11 protein-coding genes are annotated in these 16,621 nt (G+C 71.6%); 3 read left to right on the top strand and 8 right to left on the bottom strand.

Annotation, left to right across the window (positions count from 1 at the left end):
• Positions 1-41: 41 nt before the first annotated feature.
• Complete coding sequence (locus tag FXF60_RS03250) at positions 42-3,728, bottom strand: cell wall-binding repeat-containing protein (protein ID WP_151523823.1); 3,687 nt, start codon at positions 3,726-3,728, stop codon at positions 42-44.
• 227 nt (positions 3,729-3,955) lie between these two features.
• Here FXF60_RS03250 and FXF60_RS03245 point away from each other — a divergent pair, with 227 nt between their 5' ends.
• On the top strand, positions 3,956-5,692 hold the full coding sequence (locus FXF60_RS03245; RefSeq protein ID WP_151523822.1) for an ABC transporter ATP-binding protein: 1,737 nt from the start codon (positions 3,956-3,958) through the stop codon (positions 5,690-5,692).
• Entirely contained in the window at positions 5,689-7,683 is a 1,995-nt protein-coding gene (locus FXF60_RS03240; protein ID WP_151523821.1) for an ABC transporter ATP-binding protein, read from the top strand. Before FXF60_RS03245 ends, FXF60_RS03240 begins: the two co-directional genes overlap by 4 nt.
• Here the strand turns inward: FXF60_RS03240 and FXF60_RS03235 are convergent.
• Genes FXF60_RS03235 through FXF60_RS03215 form a run of 4 tightly spaced genes read right to left on the bottom strand, consistent with a single transcriptional unit; the run spans position 7,664 to position 11,829 of the window.
• Positions 7,664-8,491, bottom strand: a complete 828-nt coding sequence (locus tag FXF60_RS03235) for a LolA-like protein (protein WP_192796571.1) — start codon at positions 8,489-8,491, stop codon at positions 7,664-7,666. The genes FXF60_RS03240 and FXF60_RS03235 overlap by 20 nt on opposite strands.
• Before the next feature lie 53 nt (positions 8,492-8,544).
• A complete protein-coding gene (locus FXF60_RS03225) occupies positions 8,545-9,711 on the bottom strand; it encodes an ABC transporter permease (RefSeq protein WP_192796570.1) in 1,167 nt (388 codons plus the stop codon).
• Complete coding sequence (locus tag FXF60_RS03220) at positions 9,708-10,877, bottom strand: ABC transporter permease (protein WP_151523817.1); 1,170 nt, start codon at positions 10,875-10,877, stop codon at positions 9,708-9,710. The genes FXF60_RS03225 and FXF60_RS03220 overlap by 4 nt, the downstream gene beginning before the upstream one ends.
• 1 nt (position 10,878) lies before the next feature.
• Complete coding sequence (locus tag FXF60_RS03215) at positions 10,879-11,829, bottom strand: ABC transporter ATP-binding protein (protein WP_238335674.1); 951 nt, start codon at positions 11,827-11,829, stop codon at positions 10,879-10,881.
• Between the two features lie 187 nt (positions 11,830-12,016).
• On the opposite strand from FXF60_RS03215, the gene FXF60_RS03210 reads away from it, so the two are divergent.
• Positions 12,017-13,006 (top strand): dioxygenase family protein, encoded by a 990-nt coding sequence (locus FXF60_RS03210; protein ID WP_151523816.1) that lies wholly within the window; start codon positions 12,017-12,019, stop codon positions 13,004-13,006.
• A 17-nt stretch (positions 13,007-13,023) separates the two neighbouring features.
• Here FXF60_RS03210 and FXF60_RS03205 read toward each other — a convergent pair whose 3' ends face one another.
• Genes FXF60_RS03205 through FXF60_RS03195 form a run of 3 tightly spaced genes read right to left on the bottom strand, consistent with a single transcriptional unit; the run spans position 13,024 to position 16,572 of the window.
• Positions 13,024-14,139, bottom strand: coding sequence for a bifunctional 2-methylcitrate synthase/citrate synthase (locus FXF60_RS03205; protein WP_151523815.1), 1,116 nt, complete (start codon positions 14,137-14,139; stop codon positions 13,024-13,026).
• A gap of 13 nt (positions 14,140-14,152) precedes the next feature.
• Positions 14,153-15,067, bottom strand: a complete 915-nt coding sequence (gene prpB / locus FXF60_RS03200; protein WP_151523814.1) for a methylisocitrate lyase — start codon at positions 15,065-15,067, stop codon at positions 14,153-14,155.
• Complete coding sequence (locus FXF60_RS03195) at positions 15,064-16,572, bottom strand: MmgE/PrpD family protein (protein WP_202879537.1); 1,509 nt, start codon at positions 16,570-16,572, stop codon at positions 15,064-15,066. Before FXF60_RS03195 ends, prpB begins: the two co-directional genes overlap by 4 nt.
• Between the last annotated feature and the right edge of the window lie 49 nt (positions 16,573-16,621).

Raw genomic sequence — 16,621 nt, 5'->3', positions numbered from 1 at the left:
TCCCGGGGGCCTGTCGGTGTCACTCCGTCAGGTCGGTGACCTCACGGGTAGACGACGTCCTCCAGGGTCTCCTGGACCTCCAGGCTGACCGCGCCGTAGCCACCCACGATGTGCACGTTCTGCGCGCGCATCGCCGTCATGGCGTCGACGGTGTCGGCCGGGAGGCTGCCCGGACGGGTGAGCAGGACGGCCATGTTGTTCATCGCCGCCACCGGTGCCGCCGCGAGGGCGTCCGGGAACTCCTCGCCGGTGGCGAGGAAGGCACCCGGGCCGGGGGTCGGGGAGAACTCCGCGGCCACCGCGGCAGCCGTGCCGTAGCGGTCGGCGCCGAAGAGCCGCACGACCTCGCCCGCGCTGTCACCAGCGGCCGTCGCGACCTCGGCCGAGACCGCAGCCTCACCACCGATGACGTAGACCGTGTCCGGGGACAGACGCTCCAGCTCCTCCGCCGTGGCGGCAGGCAGCGAGGTGGTCCGGGTCAGCAGGACCGAAGCCCCCTCCATCCCGGCCGCCGCAGCCGCCGCCAGGGCGTCCGGGTAGTCCATGCCGCTGGCGAGGAAGACGACGTCGGCGTCCTCCTCGTGGGCCTGGCTCACCTGGACCGCCGTCGCATACCGGTCGGCGCCGGAGAGACGCTCGACGTCGGCATACTCACCCAGCGCCGTCGCCACGTCATCGCTGACCGCGGCGTCACCACCGAGCACCACGATGCTGTCCGGACCGAGCTGCTGCAGCGCCATCCGCGTGGCCGGCGGCAGCGTGCCGGTCTCGGTCAGGAGCACCGGGGCCTCGTCGGTGCCGGCGAGGGCACCACCCGCGAGCGCGTCGGGGAAGTTGTCCCCGTTGGACACGTAGACCGTGTCGACACCCTCCGGGAAGGCCTCGAGCGCCAGCTCGGAGGCGGTGGAGTAGCGGGTCTGGCCCAGGGTCCGCTCCACGGCGGGACGGTCCTCGTTGCCGTAGCCCGAGCCCTCGAAGGCGATCCCGAAGACGGGGCTGTCCCACGTCTCGGTCTGCGCCTCGCGGTCGTCGTTCCACGCCTTGGCCTTGGTGACGGTGAGCTCCAGGATGTAGTCGCCGTCCGGGACTCGGACCTTGGCGCCGTTCTCGTCCAGCATCATCCCGTCCCACGAGTAGGCCGAGAAGCCGTTCCGGCTGGAGGAGCGGGCCAGGTAGTCCAGCTCGGCGACCGTGCCGACGGACTCGCCCTTGGCGCCGTCGGTGGTGGCCGCGAAGACCTCCCACTCCATCCGCCGGGCCTGGTGCTCGAAGTGGACGAGGAACTGCGGGGCGTCCTCCTGCTCCATCGAGTAGGTGTAGCCCTCGTCGACCAGGTCGTAGGTCCCTGCCGGGTCGACGCAGTCGTAGCCCAGCCAGATGCCGCAGGTGGCGACGACCCCGAGAGCGGGCAGCTCCACGGTGACGTTGCCGTCCTCGTCGACCATGTCGGCGAGCACCTCGGTCTCCTGCAGGTCGGCCGCGTGACCGCCGTAGGCCACCGAGTAGGTGTCCGCCTCCTCGCCCTCACCGCTGGTGAAGGTGACGTAGCCGCCGAAGATGGGGCCCATCGCGTCCGGGAGCTCCGGCGAGGTGATGGTCATCGGGACCTCCACGCTGGCACCGGCTGGCACGACCACGCTCGGCGCCACATCGACGACGGCGTCGGCGAAGTCGTAGAACCAGTCGTTGGCCGTGCCGGAGGTCGCGACCGCCGGGAGGTGCTCGGTGGTGTAGACCTGCTCGGTGTCGCTGAGGTTGGTCAGCGTCACCGTCTGCGTGCTCGTCTCACCGGAGAGCTGCTGACCCAGCTGCACCAGGCCGGGCTCGACCATCGCCTGCGCCAGGATCGAGTCGTCGATCTGGATCATGCCCGTGCCCTGCCGGTGCACGATCTCCAGGCCGGCGGTGGGCGCGATGTTCAGCGGCAGCTGGATCGAGCTGTTCTGCAGCTTGAGCTTCACGTCCGCGACACCCAGGCTCGGGTCGGCCTCGAGCATCAGCGCGGCAGCACCCGCCACGTGCGGCGCGGCCATCGACGTGCCGGAGAGCGTCGCGTAGGGCTGGATCTCCAGCGGGTAGGTGGCGTAGATCTGACCACCCGGTGCCGACAGGTCCGGCTTGAAGGTGGTGTCGGCCATCGTCCCGATCGAGCTGAACGAGCTGATCAGCCCGCCCGTCGGGTTCGGGACCGAGACCTGCTCGTCGGTCCAGGTGATGGTGTGCCCCTCGGTCGCCAGCGCGTCGGCCACCAGCCGCTCGCCGTCGGCCTGGCCGATCATCGTGACGGGGATGGTGATCTCCTCCTCGCCCGAGACGCTGGGGTTGATCGAGCCGGGCTCGTTGTTGTAGAGGATCACGCCGAGTGCTCCGGCGTCCTGCCCGGCCAGCGCCTTCTCGTAGAAGGTGCACCCGCCGCGCTGGATGAAGACCCAGTTGCCCTCGATCTCCGCCTGCTGCTCCTCGGTCAGGCCATCACCCACGGACGCGCAGGCCGACGCACCGGGACCACCCGGCTCGGCCACCGCGACCACGGTGCTCTCGCCCGAGGTCGGCGGCTCCGGCGCCGGGGTGCCGATGGTGTAGGGCACCTCGGTCTGCTCCTCGTCGAGGAAGAAGTTGGCGTTGTACTCCGTGTTGTCGACCGACCCGACACCGATGGTGTCCTCGCCGACGCCCGGGGCGCCGACCGAGTGCAGGCCGCTGGCCCCGGAGTTGCCGATGGAGGCGACCACGACGACACCCTCACGCGCCAGCGCGTCGGTGGCCTGCGCGGTGGGGTACTCCCTCCACGCGGAGAACGCCGAGCCGATGGACAGGTTAACCACGTCCATGTCGTCGTCGAGCGTCTGCTCCATCGCGTGCAGCATGATGTCGGCGTCGGTGGATCCCTCGCAGCCGAAGACCCGGTATGCACCCAGCGTCACGTCCGGTGCGACACCGGTGACCTCACCGCTGGCGCCGGTGATGCCGGCCACGTGCGTGCCGTGCCCCTGGCAGTCGTCCGGGTCCTCGTCAGGGAACGGCTTGGGCTGGTAGGCGTCGCCCGCCCCGGGGTCGGCGTTGTAGTCGTCGCCGACGAAGTCGTAGCCGAACGCGACCCGCTCGGTCGGGAAGGTGGTGCTCTCCGGGCTGCCGTTGCCACCGAAGTCGGGGTGGTCGTAGTCGATGCCGGTGTCGATGATGCCGACCTTGACGCCGGCACCCGTGAAGCCCAGCTCGCTCTGCACGATGTCCGCGCCGGTCATCGAGATGGCCGTGAACAGCTCGGGGTCGATCTGGGTGTCCTGGGGCTGCTCCGGCGCGTCGATGACGCCGACCGGGAAGATCGCCTCGACCGCGTCGGACGCGGCCAGGTCCAGCAGCGAGCTCTCGCTGGTGGTGACCGAGAGGCCGTTCCACAGGCTGTCGAACTGCGAGCGCACCTCCAGCTCGACGCCCGCGTCGGCGGCGTCGGCGAGGAAGCGCTCGCGCTGTCCCTGGATCGAGGCCAGGGTGCCGCCGTCGCTGGTGCTCGGGCCTCCCAGCTCGATGAAGTACGCGTCGGGCACCAGATCGGCTCCGGTGGCCTGGTTGTCCTGAATCTTGCTCTCCGGCGCCGGTGAACCCGGCGCGACGTAGGCGTCGTCCGCCGCTGCCGACAGCGGTGCCAGCACGGCACCACCGAGGGACAGGACGGCCACCGCCGAGAGAGCGCGTCGGGGGCGCCCCCCGAACCTTGCACTGCTCACGAAAGATCTCCTTTGACGATCCGGCGCACGCACGGGATCCGCATGGGCCACCAGCGACACTACGTGCTGACGCGCGAGTAGCCTCTGGCCCGAGATCACGATCAGATCACGATCAGGTGACGGAATGTCATTCCTTTCCCTCGCGGAAATAGCACCTGACCAGCGGTTTTCTTCTTTACCTCACCCACGCGAGTGACCCTGTCACCGCGAAGGTGCAGAATCAGTGAGTGCTCACGCAACTCCTGCGACGACAGGTGCGCCCGTATGCCTCGCTCGTCGCCGTCATCCTCGTCCTCCAGCTCGTGGCCACCATGGCCAGCCTCTACCTGCCGAGCCTCAACGCCGACATCATCGACCGGGGGATCGTGCAGACCGACCTCCCCTACATCTGGCGGATCGGTGGGCTCATGTTGGCCGTCAGCGCGGTGCAGGCGGTGGCCCAGATCGGCGCCACCTGGGGAGCGGCCCGCACCGCCATGGGCATCGGGAGGGACGTCCGGGCCAGCCTGGTCGAGCACGTGCTGGGCTTCTCCTCGCGTGAGCTCGGGGAGTTCGGCGCCCCGTCGCTGATCACCCGGAGCACCAACGACGTGCAGCAGGTGCAGCAGGTGACCTTCATGGCGCTGGTGATGCTGGTCGCCGCGCCGATTACCGGGATCGGCGGCGTGGTGATGGCGATGCGGCAGGACGTCGGCCTGTCACCGCTCATCGCCGTCGGCGTCGCCGTGCTGCTGCTCGGGATGGGGCTGATCATCGCGCGGATGGTCCCGCTCTTCCGGGCCAACCAGCTGCAGCTGGACGCCGTGAACCGGGTCATGCGGGAGCAGATCACCGGGATCCGGGTGATCCGGGCCTTCACCCGCGAGCGGGAGGAGCGCGAGCGCTTCGCCCGCACCAACGCCGAGCTCACCGGCATCGGGCTGCGGCTGGGTGACCTGATGGCGCTGATGTTCCCGTTCGTCATGCTGGTGATGAACCTCTCCAGCGTGGGCGTCATCTGGTTCGGCGCCTCCCGCGTGGAGTCCGGGGCGATGGAGGTCGGGGCGCTGACCGCCTACATCAGCTATCTCATCCAGATCCTCATGTCGATCATGATGGCCACCATGGTGGCGACGATGATCCCCCGCGCCACCGTCTCGGCCGAGCGCATCGAGGCCGTCCTGGGGACGAGCACCACGCTGGTCGCCCCGCGCGATCCCGCGCCGCCGGACCGGGTCGGGCGGGGAGTCGTCTCGCTGCGCGACGTCGCCTTCTCCTACCCCGGCGCCGAGGCGCCGGTCCTGTGCGACATCGACCTCACCGCCCGTCCCGGCACGACCACCGCCGTGGTGGGCGCCACCGGCTCGGGGAAGACCACCTTGATGCGGCTGATCCCCCGGCTCGCCGACGTCAGCGACGGGGCGGTCGAGCTGGACGGGACCGACGTCCGGGAGCTGGCTCCGGAGGCGCTCTGGTCCATGGTGGGCCTGGTGCCGCAGCGGCCCTACCTCTTCTCCGGGACGGTCGCCACCAACCTGCGGTTCGGCCGTCCCGACGCCACGGACGACGAGCTGTGGGAGGCGCTCCGGGTGGCGCAGGCGGACGACTTCGTCCGGGCCACCGAGCTGGGGCTGGACCACCCCGTGTCCCAGGGCGGCGGCAACGTCTCCGGCGGCCAGCGCCAGCGGCTGTGCATCGCCCGCGCCCTGGTCGCCCGACCCGCCGTCTACCTCTTCGACGACTCCTTCTCGGCGCTCGACGTCGCGACCGACGCGCGGCTGCGGCAGGCGCTGCGACCGCATACCCGCGAGGCCACCGTCATCGTGGTGGCGCAACGCGTGTCGACCATCGCCGAGGCGGACCAGATCGTGGTGCTCGACCAGGGGCGCGTCGTGGGGGTCGGCACGCACGACGAGCTGCTCGAGAGCTGCGAGACGTATGCCGAGATCGCCCGCTCGCAGCAGCACGGTGAGGTGGCGGCATGAGCGAGCGCTCCGGAGACCGCGCACCGGCGGGAGGACCGCGCCGCGGACCGGGCGGTGCGCACGGCGCGGCGGTGCCCGTCGACAAGCCGAGCAACTTCGCCGCCTCCGCGCGGCGGCTGGCCGGACGCCTCGCGCCCTACCGCCCGATCATCGCGCTGTCCGTCCTGCTCACCCTGGTCGCGGTGATCCTCAGCGTCCTCGGGCCGCGGGTCCTGGGCCGGGCGACCGACTACGTCTTCGCCGGCTTCCTCGGCGCCCGGCTGCCGGCGGGCGCGAGCGTCGAGGAGGTCGTCAGCGGGCTGCGCGCCTCCGGCCAGGACACCCAGGCCGACCTGGTGGCCGGCACGCCCCACCTGGTGCCGGGGGAGGGCATCGACTTCGCGGCCGTGGGCCGCACCATCGCCGTCGTCGTCGTGCTCTACGTCGCCTCGGCGCTGCTCATGTGGGTCTCCACCCGGCTGGTCAACCGGATCTCCATGCGCACGGTGCGCGACCTGCGCGCGGACGCCGAGGACCAGCTGCACGAGCTGCCGCTGGCCTACTTCGACGGGCAGCCGCGCGGCGAGGTCCTGTCCCGCGTCACGAACGACCTGGACAACCTGCAGCAGACGCTGCAGCAGACCTTCGGGCAGCTGCTCAACGCGGTCGTCACCGTGGTCGCGATCCTCACCATGATGCTGTGGATCTCACCGACCCTGACGATCATCGCGATCCTGACGGTCCCGGTCTCGGTGCTGGTCACGGTGCTCATCGCCCGGCGCAGCCAGAAGCTGTTCAAGGCCCAGTGGGCGCACACCGGCACGCTGAACGGCCAAATCGAGGAGGCCTTCACCGGGCACGAGCTGGTGACCGTCTTCGGCCGTCGCGCGCAGGTCACCGACCGGATGCGCCAGATCAACGACCAGCTCTACGACGTCACCTGGCGAGCGCAGTTCATGAGCGGCGTGATCATGCCGGCGATGTTCCTCATCGGCAACCTCGGGTATGTCCTGGTCGCGGTCGTCGGTGCGCTGAGGGTCACCTCGGGCAGCCTGTCCCTCGGCAGCGTGCAGGCGTTCATCCAGTACTCCCGCCAGTTCACCCAGCCGGTCACCCAGGTGGCCTCGATGGCGAACCTGCTGCAGTCCGGGGTGGCCTCGGCCGAGCGCACCTTCGAGCTGCTCGACGCCGAGCGCCAGATCCCGGACCCGGCGGGCGCCGAGAGCGTGCCGCGGGGGCGCGGCGGGAGGATCGCGTTCGAGGAGGTCAGCTTCTCCTACGGCAGCGAGCCGCTCATCGAGGACCTGTCCCTCGTGGCCGAACCCGGCCAGACGGTCGCCATCGTCGGGCCGACGGGCGCCGGCAAGACCACGCTGGTCAACCTCATCCTGCGGTTCTACGAGCTGGACGGTGGCCGGATCACCCTGGACGGGCGGGACATCACGACGATGACGCGGGAGGACCTCCGGTCACGGATCGGCATGGTCCTGCAGGACACCTGGCTCTTCGAGGGCACCATCGCCGACAACATCGGCTACGGCCGGCCGGGGGCGAGCGAGCAGGAGATCCACGCCGCTGCCGAGGCCGCCTACGTCGACCGCTTCGTGCAGCACCTGCCGGACGGCTACGACACCGTGCTGGACGACGACGCCGGGGCGGTGTCCGTGGGTGAGAAGCAGCTGATCACCATCGCGCGGGCGTTCATCGCCCAGCCCTCGCTGCTCATCCTGGACGAGGCGACCAGCTCGGTGGACACCCGCACCGAGCTGCTGGTCCAGGAGGCGATGGCGCGGCTGCGCGCGGACCGGACCAGCTTCGTCATCGCGCACCGCCTGTCGACGATCCGCGACGCCGACCTCATCCTGGTCATGGAGGCGGGTCGGATCGTCGAGCAGGGCAGCCACACCGAGCTGCTGGACGCGGGCGGCGCGTATGCCCGCCTGCACGCCGCGCAGTTCAGCGGCGCCGCCGTGCAGGTGGACGCGGAGGACCTCAGCGCCGCGAGCCCATGATGTCCTCGATCGGCACCGCGTCGTCCGGCGCCTCGACCGGTGGGGCGTCGTCCCAGTCGGTGATGCTCATCGCCAGGTCCTCGTCGCCGCTCTCGTCGGCGATGACCACCCGGAGCAGGTGGTCCGCGCCGTCGGCCGAGACCCAGATGTCGGCCTGGCCGTCCTCGACGACGTAGTGGTAGGCCTCGACGCCGTCGAGCTCGGTCAGCTCGGCGCTCGAGGTCTGCAGGTCGCTGACGTCGGTCGGCACCTCGGCGAAGAACTCCTCCCAGAGCGTGGACAGCGACAGGCTCTCCCCGACGTCCATCCCCGGCGGTGTCTCGATCCACCGGTCCGACATCGTGCCGGCCAGGCTCTCCCCACCGGCCGCGGTCCAGAAGGCCTCGTCACCGTTGATGTAGTAGACGTCCTCCACCCCGATGATCGATACCTCGGCGCCCTGGACGCTGGCGTCCACCTGGAAGTTGGAGTCGTCCAGCTGCCCGGTGAGCGTGGCGTCGATCCCGTCCGAGCCGGTGATCGTCGTGGTCATCGACTCCGCGCTGTCGGCGTTGTCGATGACGGTGGGCCACAGCTCGTCCAGCGGGGGTATGCCGTCGGCGGCCCCGGCGGAGGCCCCCTCGGTGGGCTCCTCGGTCGTCGCCTCCGGCTCCGCCGGCTCGCCGCCTGCCGCGGGGGTCTCGGTGGACCCTCCGCCCGGCTCGGCGGAGGCGGTGGCGTCCGGCTCCTCCCCCGGGCTGCAGGCGGCGAGCCCGACGACCAGGAGACCGGCGGCCAGTGATCCGGACAGGTGACGCGACCTGGACATGGCACCGAGCCTACAGACACAGGCCTGCACCGCCCGGCTCCGCCGACGACGCCTCACATGGCCCGGCTCAGGCTGCGGCGCAGCGCGAGCGACCCGAGCGTCAGGACCACCACCGCCATCGCCAGCAGGGCGCCCACCTCGGGCAGCACGTCCAGCAGACCGGCGTCGCGGCGCTGGATGTCGGCGAGCGCGTCGTAGCCCCACGCGTGCGGGGTGAGGTGCGCGACGGTCCGCAGCCGGTCGGGGAACAGCTCGAGCGGGAGCATGCTGCCCCCGAGGGCCGCCAGGACCAGCCCGAGGCCCACCGAGAGCCCGCTCGCCGCTCCCTCGTTGTCGACGAGCACTCCCACCAGGAGGGCGGCGCCCGAGGCGACGAGGGCGAAGGTCAGGACGACGACCATGGTGACCCAGAGGTTGCCCCACTCCACCCCGAAGAGCACGGCGCTGGCGACCATGATGTAGACGCCCTGGAAGAGCGCGATGACCAGCCGCCCGAGAGTCAGACCCACCATGGTCTGACCGGTCGTGACCGGCGCGGCGACCGTCCGCCTGATGACGCCGTCCCGGCGGGCCTGGATGATGGCGACCGAGGCGGTCAGGGCACTCATGAAGATGAAGAGCAGCAGCTGGCCGGAGGCCCCGACGTCGAACTGTCCGGCCCCGGAGAACTCCTCCGCGAGGGGGTCCTCCGGCTCCTGGACGAGCAGCCGCGGTCCCGGCACCGCCGACGAGGCGTCGGAGAGCGCGTCCCGCGCGGTCGCGGGGTCGGCGAGCCCGGCCAGGGCGCCGACCTGGCGGGCCTCGGAGGCCACCGCCTCCGTCTGGCTGCGGACCGCCTGGGCCACGGCGGGTGCCTGCGACCCGGTGCCCTGGATGATCTGCACCTCCATCCGCTCCCCGTCCTCGAAGGCGCGGGCCGCGTCGTCGCTCAGCACCACGCCGACCTGCGCGTCGCCGCGGGCCACGTCGTCGCGCAGCTGCTCGGCGGAGTCACGGACCGTCACCGCCAGCACGGCGTCCTCCCAGGACTGCACGAGGGCCGTGCGGGCCTCGCCCTCGGGCGCGACCACCGAGACCCGGGCACCGGGCCCGCCGCCACCGAACTGCCAGCCGATGACCGCGACCAGGGCGAGCGGGAAGATGAAGACGAAGAAGATGTTGGACCGGTCGGCGAGGAACCTCTTGAGCTCCACCCAGGCGATCGCGAGCACGGACCTCACAGCGCGTCCTTCCGTCCGGGCAGCAGCCAGCTGAGCGTCAGCATCGCCGCCGTGAAGATGAGCATGGTGAGCAGCACCGGGCCGAGGTCGACGACGCCGCCGCCGCCGGACGTGACGCCGAGGCCGCGGCTCATCGCGGCGACCGGGTTGACCTGCATGATCTCGCTGAGCATCCCGGAGCCACCCACCTGGAAGAAGGCGCCGCCGGCCATCCCGAGGGTGATCGCGACGATCGCCTGGGCCACCCCCGCCTGCTCGGCGGTGCGCGCCACCTTGGCGATGAGGAACATGATCGACGTGGCCGCCGCGACCACCGCGAGCAGCAGCACCGCGACGGCGAGCGGCGAGCCGAAGTCCACGTCGAAGAAGAGGCTGCCGGCGGTGAGCAGCACGGCGGTGGCCACCACGCCGAGGACGAAGCTGGACAGGCCCTTGGACAGCACCACCAGCCAGCTCGGCATCGGCATCGACAGCAGGCGGGCGAGCGTCCCCCACTCGCGCTCCACCACCAGGCCGAGCACCCCGAAGCCGACCGTGAAGAGGAGGAAGAAGCCGGCCTGGCCGGCGACGATGGTCCCCTGCGGGCTGAGCTGCTCGTCGGCGCTCTCCCCGGGCGTCCAGGCCACCGCCGACCCGCCGGCCGAGACCTCCTGGGCGAGCTGCCCCAGCTGGGCAGGGTCGGCCCCCAGCGCCTGGGCCGCGGCGAGGGTCCGGGCGCCGCTGGTGAACTGGGTCATCAGCCCGTCGACGACCCCGGTGACCACGTCCGCCTCCAGGCCGGTCCCGTCGGCGTGCCGGACCGTCACCTCGGGGGCACGTCCGGCCATCAGGCCGGCGGTGAACCCCTCGGGCACGACCACCCCGACCCCGGCTTCGCCCTCCTCCACGCGCGAGGTGGCGTCGGCCGCGTCCACCTGCTGGACGGTGACCGGCATACCCCCGCCGTCGAGGCCGGAGAGCACCTGCGGGACGACCGCGCCGAGCTGGTCGCCGTCGGGCACGCTGACCGCGACGGTGATGGGCTCGAGGTCCTCCGTGAGCGGCGCGAAAACCAGGTTGAAGACGGCCATCAGGGCGAACGGCACCGCGAGACCGAAGATGAAGAACGACTTGTCCAGCACCTGCTGACGCAGGTCGGCGGCGATCATGACCAGGAGCTTGCGCATGTCAGTCCCGCAACGCCTTGCCGGTCAGGTGGAGAAACACGGCCTCCAGGTCGGGCCGGGAGATCTCCACGTCGGAGAGGGTCATCCCCGCCCCGGCGGTCGCGTTGACGATGCCGCTGATCGCCCTCGGGGCACCCTTGACGGCCAGCCGCAGCGCACCCCGGTCACGGTGCACCTGCTCCACGGCAGCGAGGTCCGCGAGCGCCCGCTCGGCCGCCTCCAGGTCACCCGTGCCGGCCAGGGTGACGGTGTCCGTGCCGCCGATCAGGTCGACCAGCTCGTCCCGGGTGCCCTCCGCCTGCAGCGACCCGGCGTCGATGATGCCGATCCGGTCGCAGAGCCGCTCGGCCTCCTCCATGTAGTGGGTCGTGTAGAGCACCGCCATGCCCTCGGTGGACAGGGCCTCAACCGACTCCAGGATGGCGTGCCGCGACTGCGGGTCCACCCCGACCGTCGGCTCGTCCAGGATGAGCAGCCGCGGCTCGTGCAGCAGCCCGATGCCGATGTTGAGCCGACGCTTCATCCCGCCGGAGAACTTCTTGCTCGCGCCCTTGGCCCGGTCGGTCAGACCGACGGTCTCCAGGACGGCGCCGACGCGCTCGCGCAGCCGGGAGCCGGACAGCCCCTGCAGCCGGCCGAAGTAGGTGAGGTTGTCCCGGGCGGACAGCTCGGGGTAGATGGCCAGGTCCTGCGGGACCAGCCCGATGTGCCGCTTCGCCTCGATGGGGCGATCCCCCAGCGGCACCCCCGCGACGGTGACCGACCCGGCATCGGGGCGCAGCAGCCCGGCGATCATGGAGATCGTCGTCGTCTTGCCGGCGCCGTTGGGGCCCAGCAGGCCGTAGGTCTCACCCGGCCGGATCTGGAAGGTGACGCCGTCGACGGCGGTCAGCGAACCGAAGCTGCGCGCCAGGCCGTCGGCGTCGAGCACCGGTGCTGTGGTCGTGGTCACGGGGTTCCCTCTCCATCGTTCGCGTCGTCGGGTCTCACGCTAGGGGTGCCCGCGCCCGGAGCGGTATGACGTTTGTCCCGTCCTCGACGTGCATCCGCGAGGGTCACAGCAGGCGCACAGGCGGGGCACGGGTGGCTGCTGGGGCGCCTGCCTAGCGTCGTGCCCACCACGACAGGAGGACGCCACCATGACCACTCACCGGACCCGGCCCAGCTACCAGGGGCGCGCGCTGCCCCGCCCCGAGGACGACCTCGAGGACCAGGGCCTCGCCTTCGACATCGGGACCCTGCTCAGCCGCCGACGGGTGCTGCACGTCATGGGGATCGGCGCCGCCGGCACCCTCGCCGCATGCGCCTCCCCCACGGCGGGCACGGGGTCGACGTCGTCGGCCCCGTCCGCCTCCACCGCGACCTCCACCACCGGCGGTGACGACCAGGCGGGCACCACCCAGGGCGACCTCACCGAGATCCCGGACGAGACGGCCGGCCCCTACCCGGGCGACGGGTCCAACGGGGCCGACGTGCTGGAGCAGAGCGGCGTCGTCCGCTCCGACCTGACCAGCAGCTTCGGCGACTCGGACGGCGGCACCGCCACCGGCATACCGATGACGCTGGAGCTGACCGTGCTGGACATCGCGGGAGGGGGCGGGGCGATGGCCGGTGCGGCGGTCTACGTGTGGCACTGCACCGACAGCGGGCTGTACTCGATGTACTCCTCCGGCGTGGAGCAGGAGAACTTCCTGCGCGGCGTCCAGGTCAGCGACGCCGACGGGCTGGTGCGCTTCACCAGCGTCGTGCCCGGCTGCTACGCCGGTCGCTGGCCGCACATCCACCTCGAGGTCTATCCCGACGAGGCGAGCATCACCGACTCCACCAACACCATCTGCACCTCGCAGGTCGCGCTGCCGCAGGGCATGTCGGAGGCGGTCTACGCCACCAGCGGCTACGAGGGTTCGACGCAGAACCTCGGGCAGCTCACGCTGGCCGGCGACTCCGTCTTCGGCGACGACGGCGGGGTGCACCAGCTCGCCACCGTCACCGGAGACAACGACAACGGGTATGTCGTGCGCCTCACCGTCCCGATCGACACGACCACCGCGGTCGAGGCGGGTGGGTCGGGCGGACCCGCGGGCGGGGGCGGACCCGGCGGCCGGGGCGGGCCGCCCCCGGGCGGCTGAGGCGACCCGGGCAGGACTCAGCGCTGGGGGAGCTCCCGCTTCTCGGGGCCGACGTACTCGCTCAGCGGGCGGATCAGGGCGTTCGCGGCCTGCTGCTCCCGGATGTGCGCCGTCCACCCGGTGATCCGCGCCATGACGAACAGCGGCGTGAACATCGGGATGTCGAAGCCCATCAGGTGGTAGGTCGGCCCGGCCGGGTAGTCCAGGTTGGGGTGGATGCCCTTGCGGTCGATCATCGCGTCCTTGAGCCGGTCGTAGGTCGCCAGCAGGTCGCCGTGGTCCGCCCCGGCGAACTCGCGCAGCGCCGCGTCCATCGTCGGGACCCGCGAGTCGCCGGTCTTGTAGACCCGGTGGCCGAAGCCCATGATCTTGCGCTTCTCGGCGAGCGCGGTGTCCAGCCACGGCTCGGCCCGGTCGGCGTCCCCGACCTCGGCCAGCATGTGCATCACGGCCTCGTTGGCGCCGCCGTGCAGCGGGCCCTTGAGCGCCCCGATGGCCGCGGTGACGGCGCTGTAGACGTCGGACAGGGTCGAGGTCACCACCCGCGCGGTGAAGGTGGAGGCGTTGAACGAGTGCTCGGCATACAACGTCATCGAGGTCTCGAAGGCGGTGACCGTGGCCTCGTCCGGCGCCTCGCCGAAGACCATCGCCAGGAAGTTCTCCGCGTAGCCGAGCGAGGGGTCCGGTGCGACCGGCTCCTGGCCCCGTCGACGACGCTGCTCCAGGGCGACGATCGTCGGCAGCTGGGCGAAGAGCGCGACCGAGACCGCGAGGGTGTCCTCCGGGTCGTCGGACTCCGAGCGCGGGTCGTTCGCCCCGAGCCAGCTCACCGCCGTGCGCACCGCGTCCATCGGGTGGCACTCCACCGGCAGCCCGCGCAGCACCTCGACCAGCTGCTCGGGGATGGCGCGCAGCCCGCGCTCGGTCTCGACGAAGGTGGCCAGCTCGTCCTCGGTGGGCAGCTCGCCGTGCCAGAGCAGCCAGGCGACCTCCTCGAACGAGCAGCTCGCGGCGAGGTCCTGCACCGGGTAGCCGCGGTAGATCAGGGTGCTGGTCTCGGCGTCGACCTTGGACACGGAGGTCTCGTCGACGACGACGCCGGCGAGTCCGCGGTGGATGGTGGTCTCAGACATGGTGAGTCCTCTCTCAGTGCTCGCCGGGGACGGCGAAGTCGAAGATGTCGGCGTCGAAGGTGCTGTAGTCGGCATACCGCAGCACCTCGTAGAGACGGGCGCGGGTCTGCATCTGCGGGACCAGCTCGGCCTGGGTGCCCTCCTCGGCCAGCGTGGACAGCGAGGCCTCGATCGCGCCCATCGCGAGGCGCTGCAGGGTCACCGGGTAGATCACCATGGACACCCCGGCGTCCGCCAGCTGGGTGGTGGTGAACAGCTCGCTCTGCCCGAACTCGGTCATGTTGGCCAGGATCGGCACGTCCAGCGCGCTCGCGAAGGCCTCGAACTCGGCGAGGTCCCTGAGCGCCTCGGGGAAGATCAGGTCCGCGCCGGCGTCGGCGTAGGCCCTGGCCCGCTCGAGCGCGGCGTCGAAGCCCTCGACCGCACGGGCGTCGGTGCGCGCGCAGATGACGAACTCCGGGTCGGTGCGCGCCACCACGGCCGCCCTGACCCGGCGCAGCATCTCCTCGGTGCTCACCACCTGCTTGCCGTCCAGGTGACCGCAGCGCTTCGGGTTGACCTGGTCCTCCAGGTGGGCGCCCGCCAGCCCGGCCCGCTCCAGCCCGGTCACGGTGCGCGCGACGTTGCTGGGCTCGCCGAAGCCGGTGTCCGCGTCGATGAAGGCGGGCAGGGTCGTCATCCCGGCGATCTCCTGACCCCGACCGATCACCTCGCTGGCCGTGGTCAGCCCGATGTCGGGCAGCCCGCGCTCCGCGGCCAGGACCGAGCCGGAGATGTAGACCCCCTCGAACCCCGCCTGCTCGATGAGCGGCACCGAGAGCGGGGTGAAGGCCCCGACGTAGCGCTGGATCCGGCCGGAGGACAGGCCGGCGCGGAACGCCTGGCGCCGCCGGGTGGGCGCGAGCACGCCGCTCTCGTCGGCGCTCATCGGAAGATCCCCGTCGGGCCGGTCTCCAGCGTCACGGCGTCGGCGACGACGTTGAGCTCGGGGAGGCGGCCGGCTGGCAGCTCGGCGAGCGCGGACACCGTCTCGAGGAACCGGTCCTGCTCGCCGGGGGAGACGATGCCCTCGGCGAGGGTGCGGAACTTCGTGACGTACTGGTCCCGGGCGAACGGCCGGTCGCCGGCCGGGTGCGCGTCGGCCACCGCCAGCTCGTCGGCGACGACGGTGCCGTCCGCCAGGGTGATCTCGACCCGGCCGCCGAAGGCCGGCTCGGTGGCGTGGTAGGCCTCGGTCCAGCGCGGGTCCTCGACGGTGCTGATCTTGTGCCACAGCTCGACGGTCGAGGCGCGTCCGGCGCGCTCGGGGGTGTAGGAGTCGACGTGGTGCCACCGCCCGTCCTCGAGGGCGACGGCGAAGATGTACATGATCGAGTGGTCCAGGGTCTCCCGGGAGGCCTTGGGGTCCATCTTCTGCGGGTCGTTCGCCCCGGTGCCGATGACGTAGTGGGTGTGGTGGCTGGTCTGGATGAGCACCGACTCCACCTGGGACAGGTCGGGGATCTGATCGCGCAGCCGGATCGCCAGGTCGATGAGGGCCTGGCTCTGGTACTCCGCGGAGTACTCCTTGGTGTAGGTCCGCAGGATGGCCCGCTTGGCCTCGCCCGGGCCGGGCAGCGGCACCTGGTAGTGCGCGTCCTTGCCGTCCAGCATCCAGGCGATCACGCCGTCCTCGCCCTCGTAGATCGGGGCCGGGGCACCCTCGCCGCGCAGCGCCCGGTCGAAGGCCTCGATCGCCGCCTTGCCCGCGTGCGCCGGGGCATACGCCTTCCAGCTGGAGATCTCGCCCTTGCGCGACTGGCGGGTGGCGGTGGTGGTGTGCAGCGCCTGCCCGATGGCCTGGTAGGTCACCTCGACCGGCGCCTGCAGCAGCGTCCCGAGCCCGGCCGCCGCCGAGGGACCGAGGTGGGCGACGTGGTCGATCTTGTGCGCGTGCAGGCTGATCGCGCGGACCAGGTCGACCTGGATCTCGTAGCCGGTGGCCAGGGCGCGCAGCAGGCTGGCGCCGTCAGCCCCGACGTGCTGGGCCACGGCCAGGATCGGCGGGATGTTGTCCCCCGGGTGGGAGTACTCCGCCGCCAGGAAGGTGTCGTGGTAGTCCAGCTCGCGCACCGCGGTCCCGTTGGCCCACGCCGCCCACTCCGGTGACACGCGCGCGTCGGGGTCGCCGAGGACGGCGGCACCCTGGGCGCCGTCGACGGGGGTATGCCGGTGCGCCAGCGCCTGGTCCCGTGCGACGACGACCGGTCGCCGGTTGACCGAGGCCAGGGCCACCGACGCGTTGTCGATGATCCGGTTGATGACCATCTCGCCGACCTCGGCCTCGACCGCCACCGGGTCCGCGGCGACCTCGGCGATCTTCCAGGCCAGCTGGTCCTCGCGCGCCAGCTCGTCGGCGCTGGGGTGGACGCGCACGTCGTGCGTGATCATCACTTCTCCTCGGTGGGCGGGAACGGTCGCGGCGCGCACCCGCCGGAGCGAC

The sequence above is a fragment of the Serinicoccus kebangsaanensis genome (assembly GCF_008919445.1).
Taxonomy (GTDB): domain Bacteria; phylum Actinomycetota; class Actinomycetes; order Actinomycetales; family Dermatophilaceae; genus Ornithinicoccus; species Ornithinicoccus kebangsaanensis.
The sequence above is the reverse complement of the archived record's forward strand: the minus strand, read 5'-3'. Positions and strand labels throughout refer to the sequence as shown.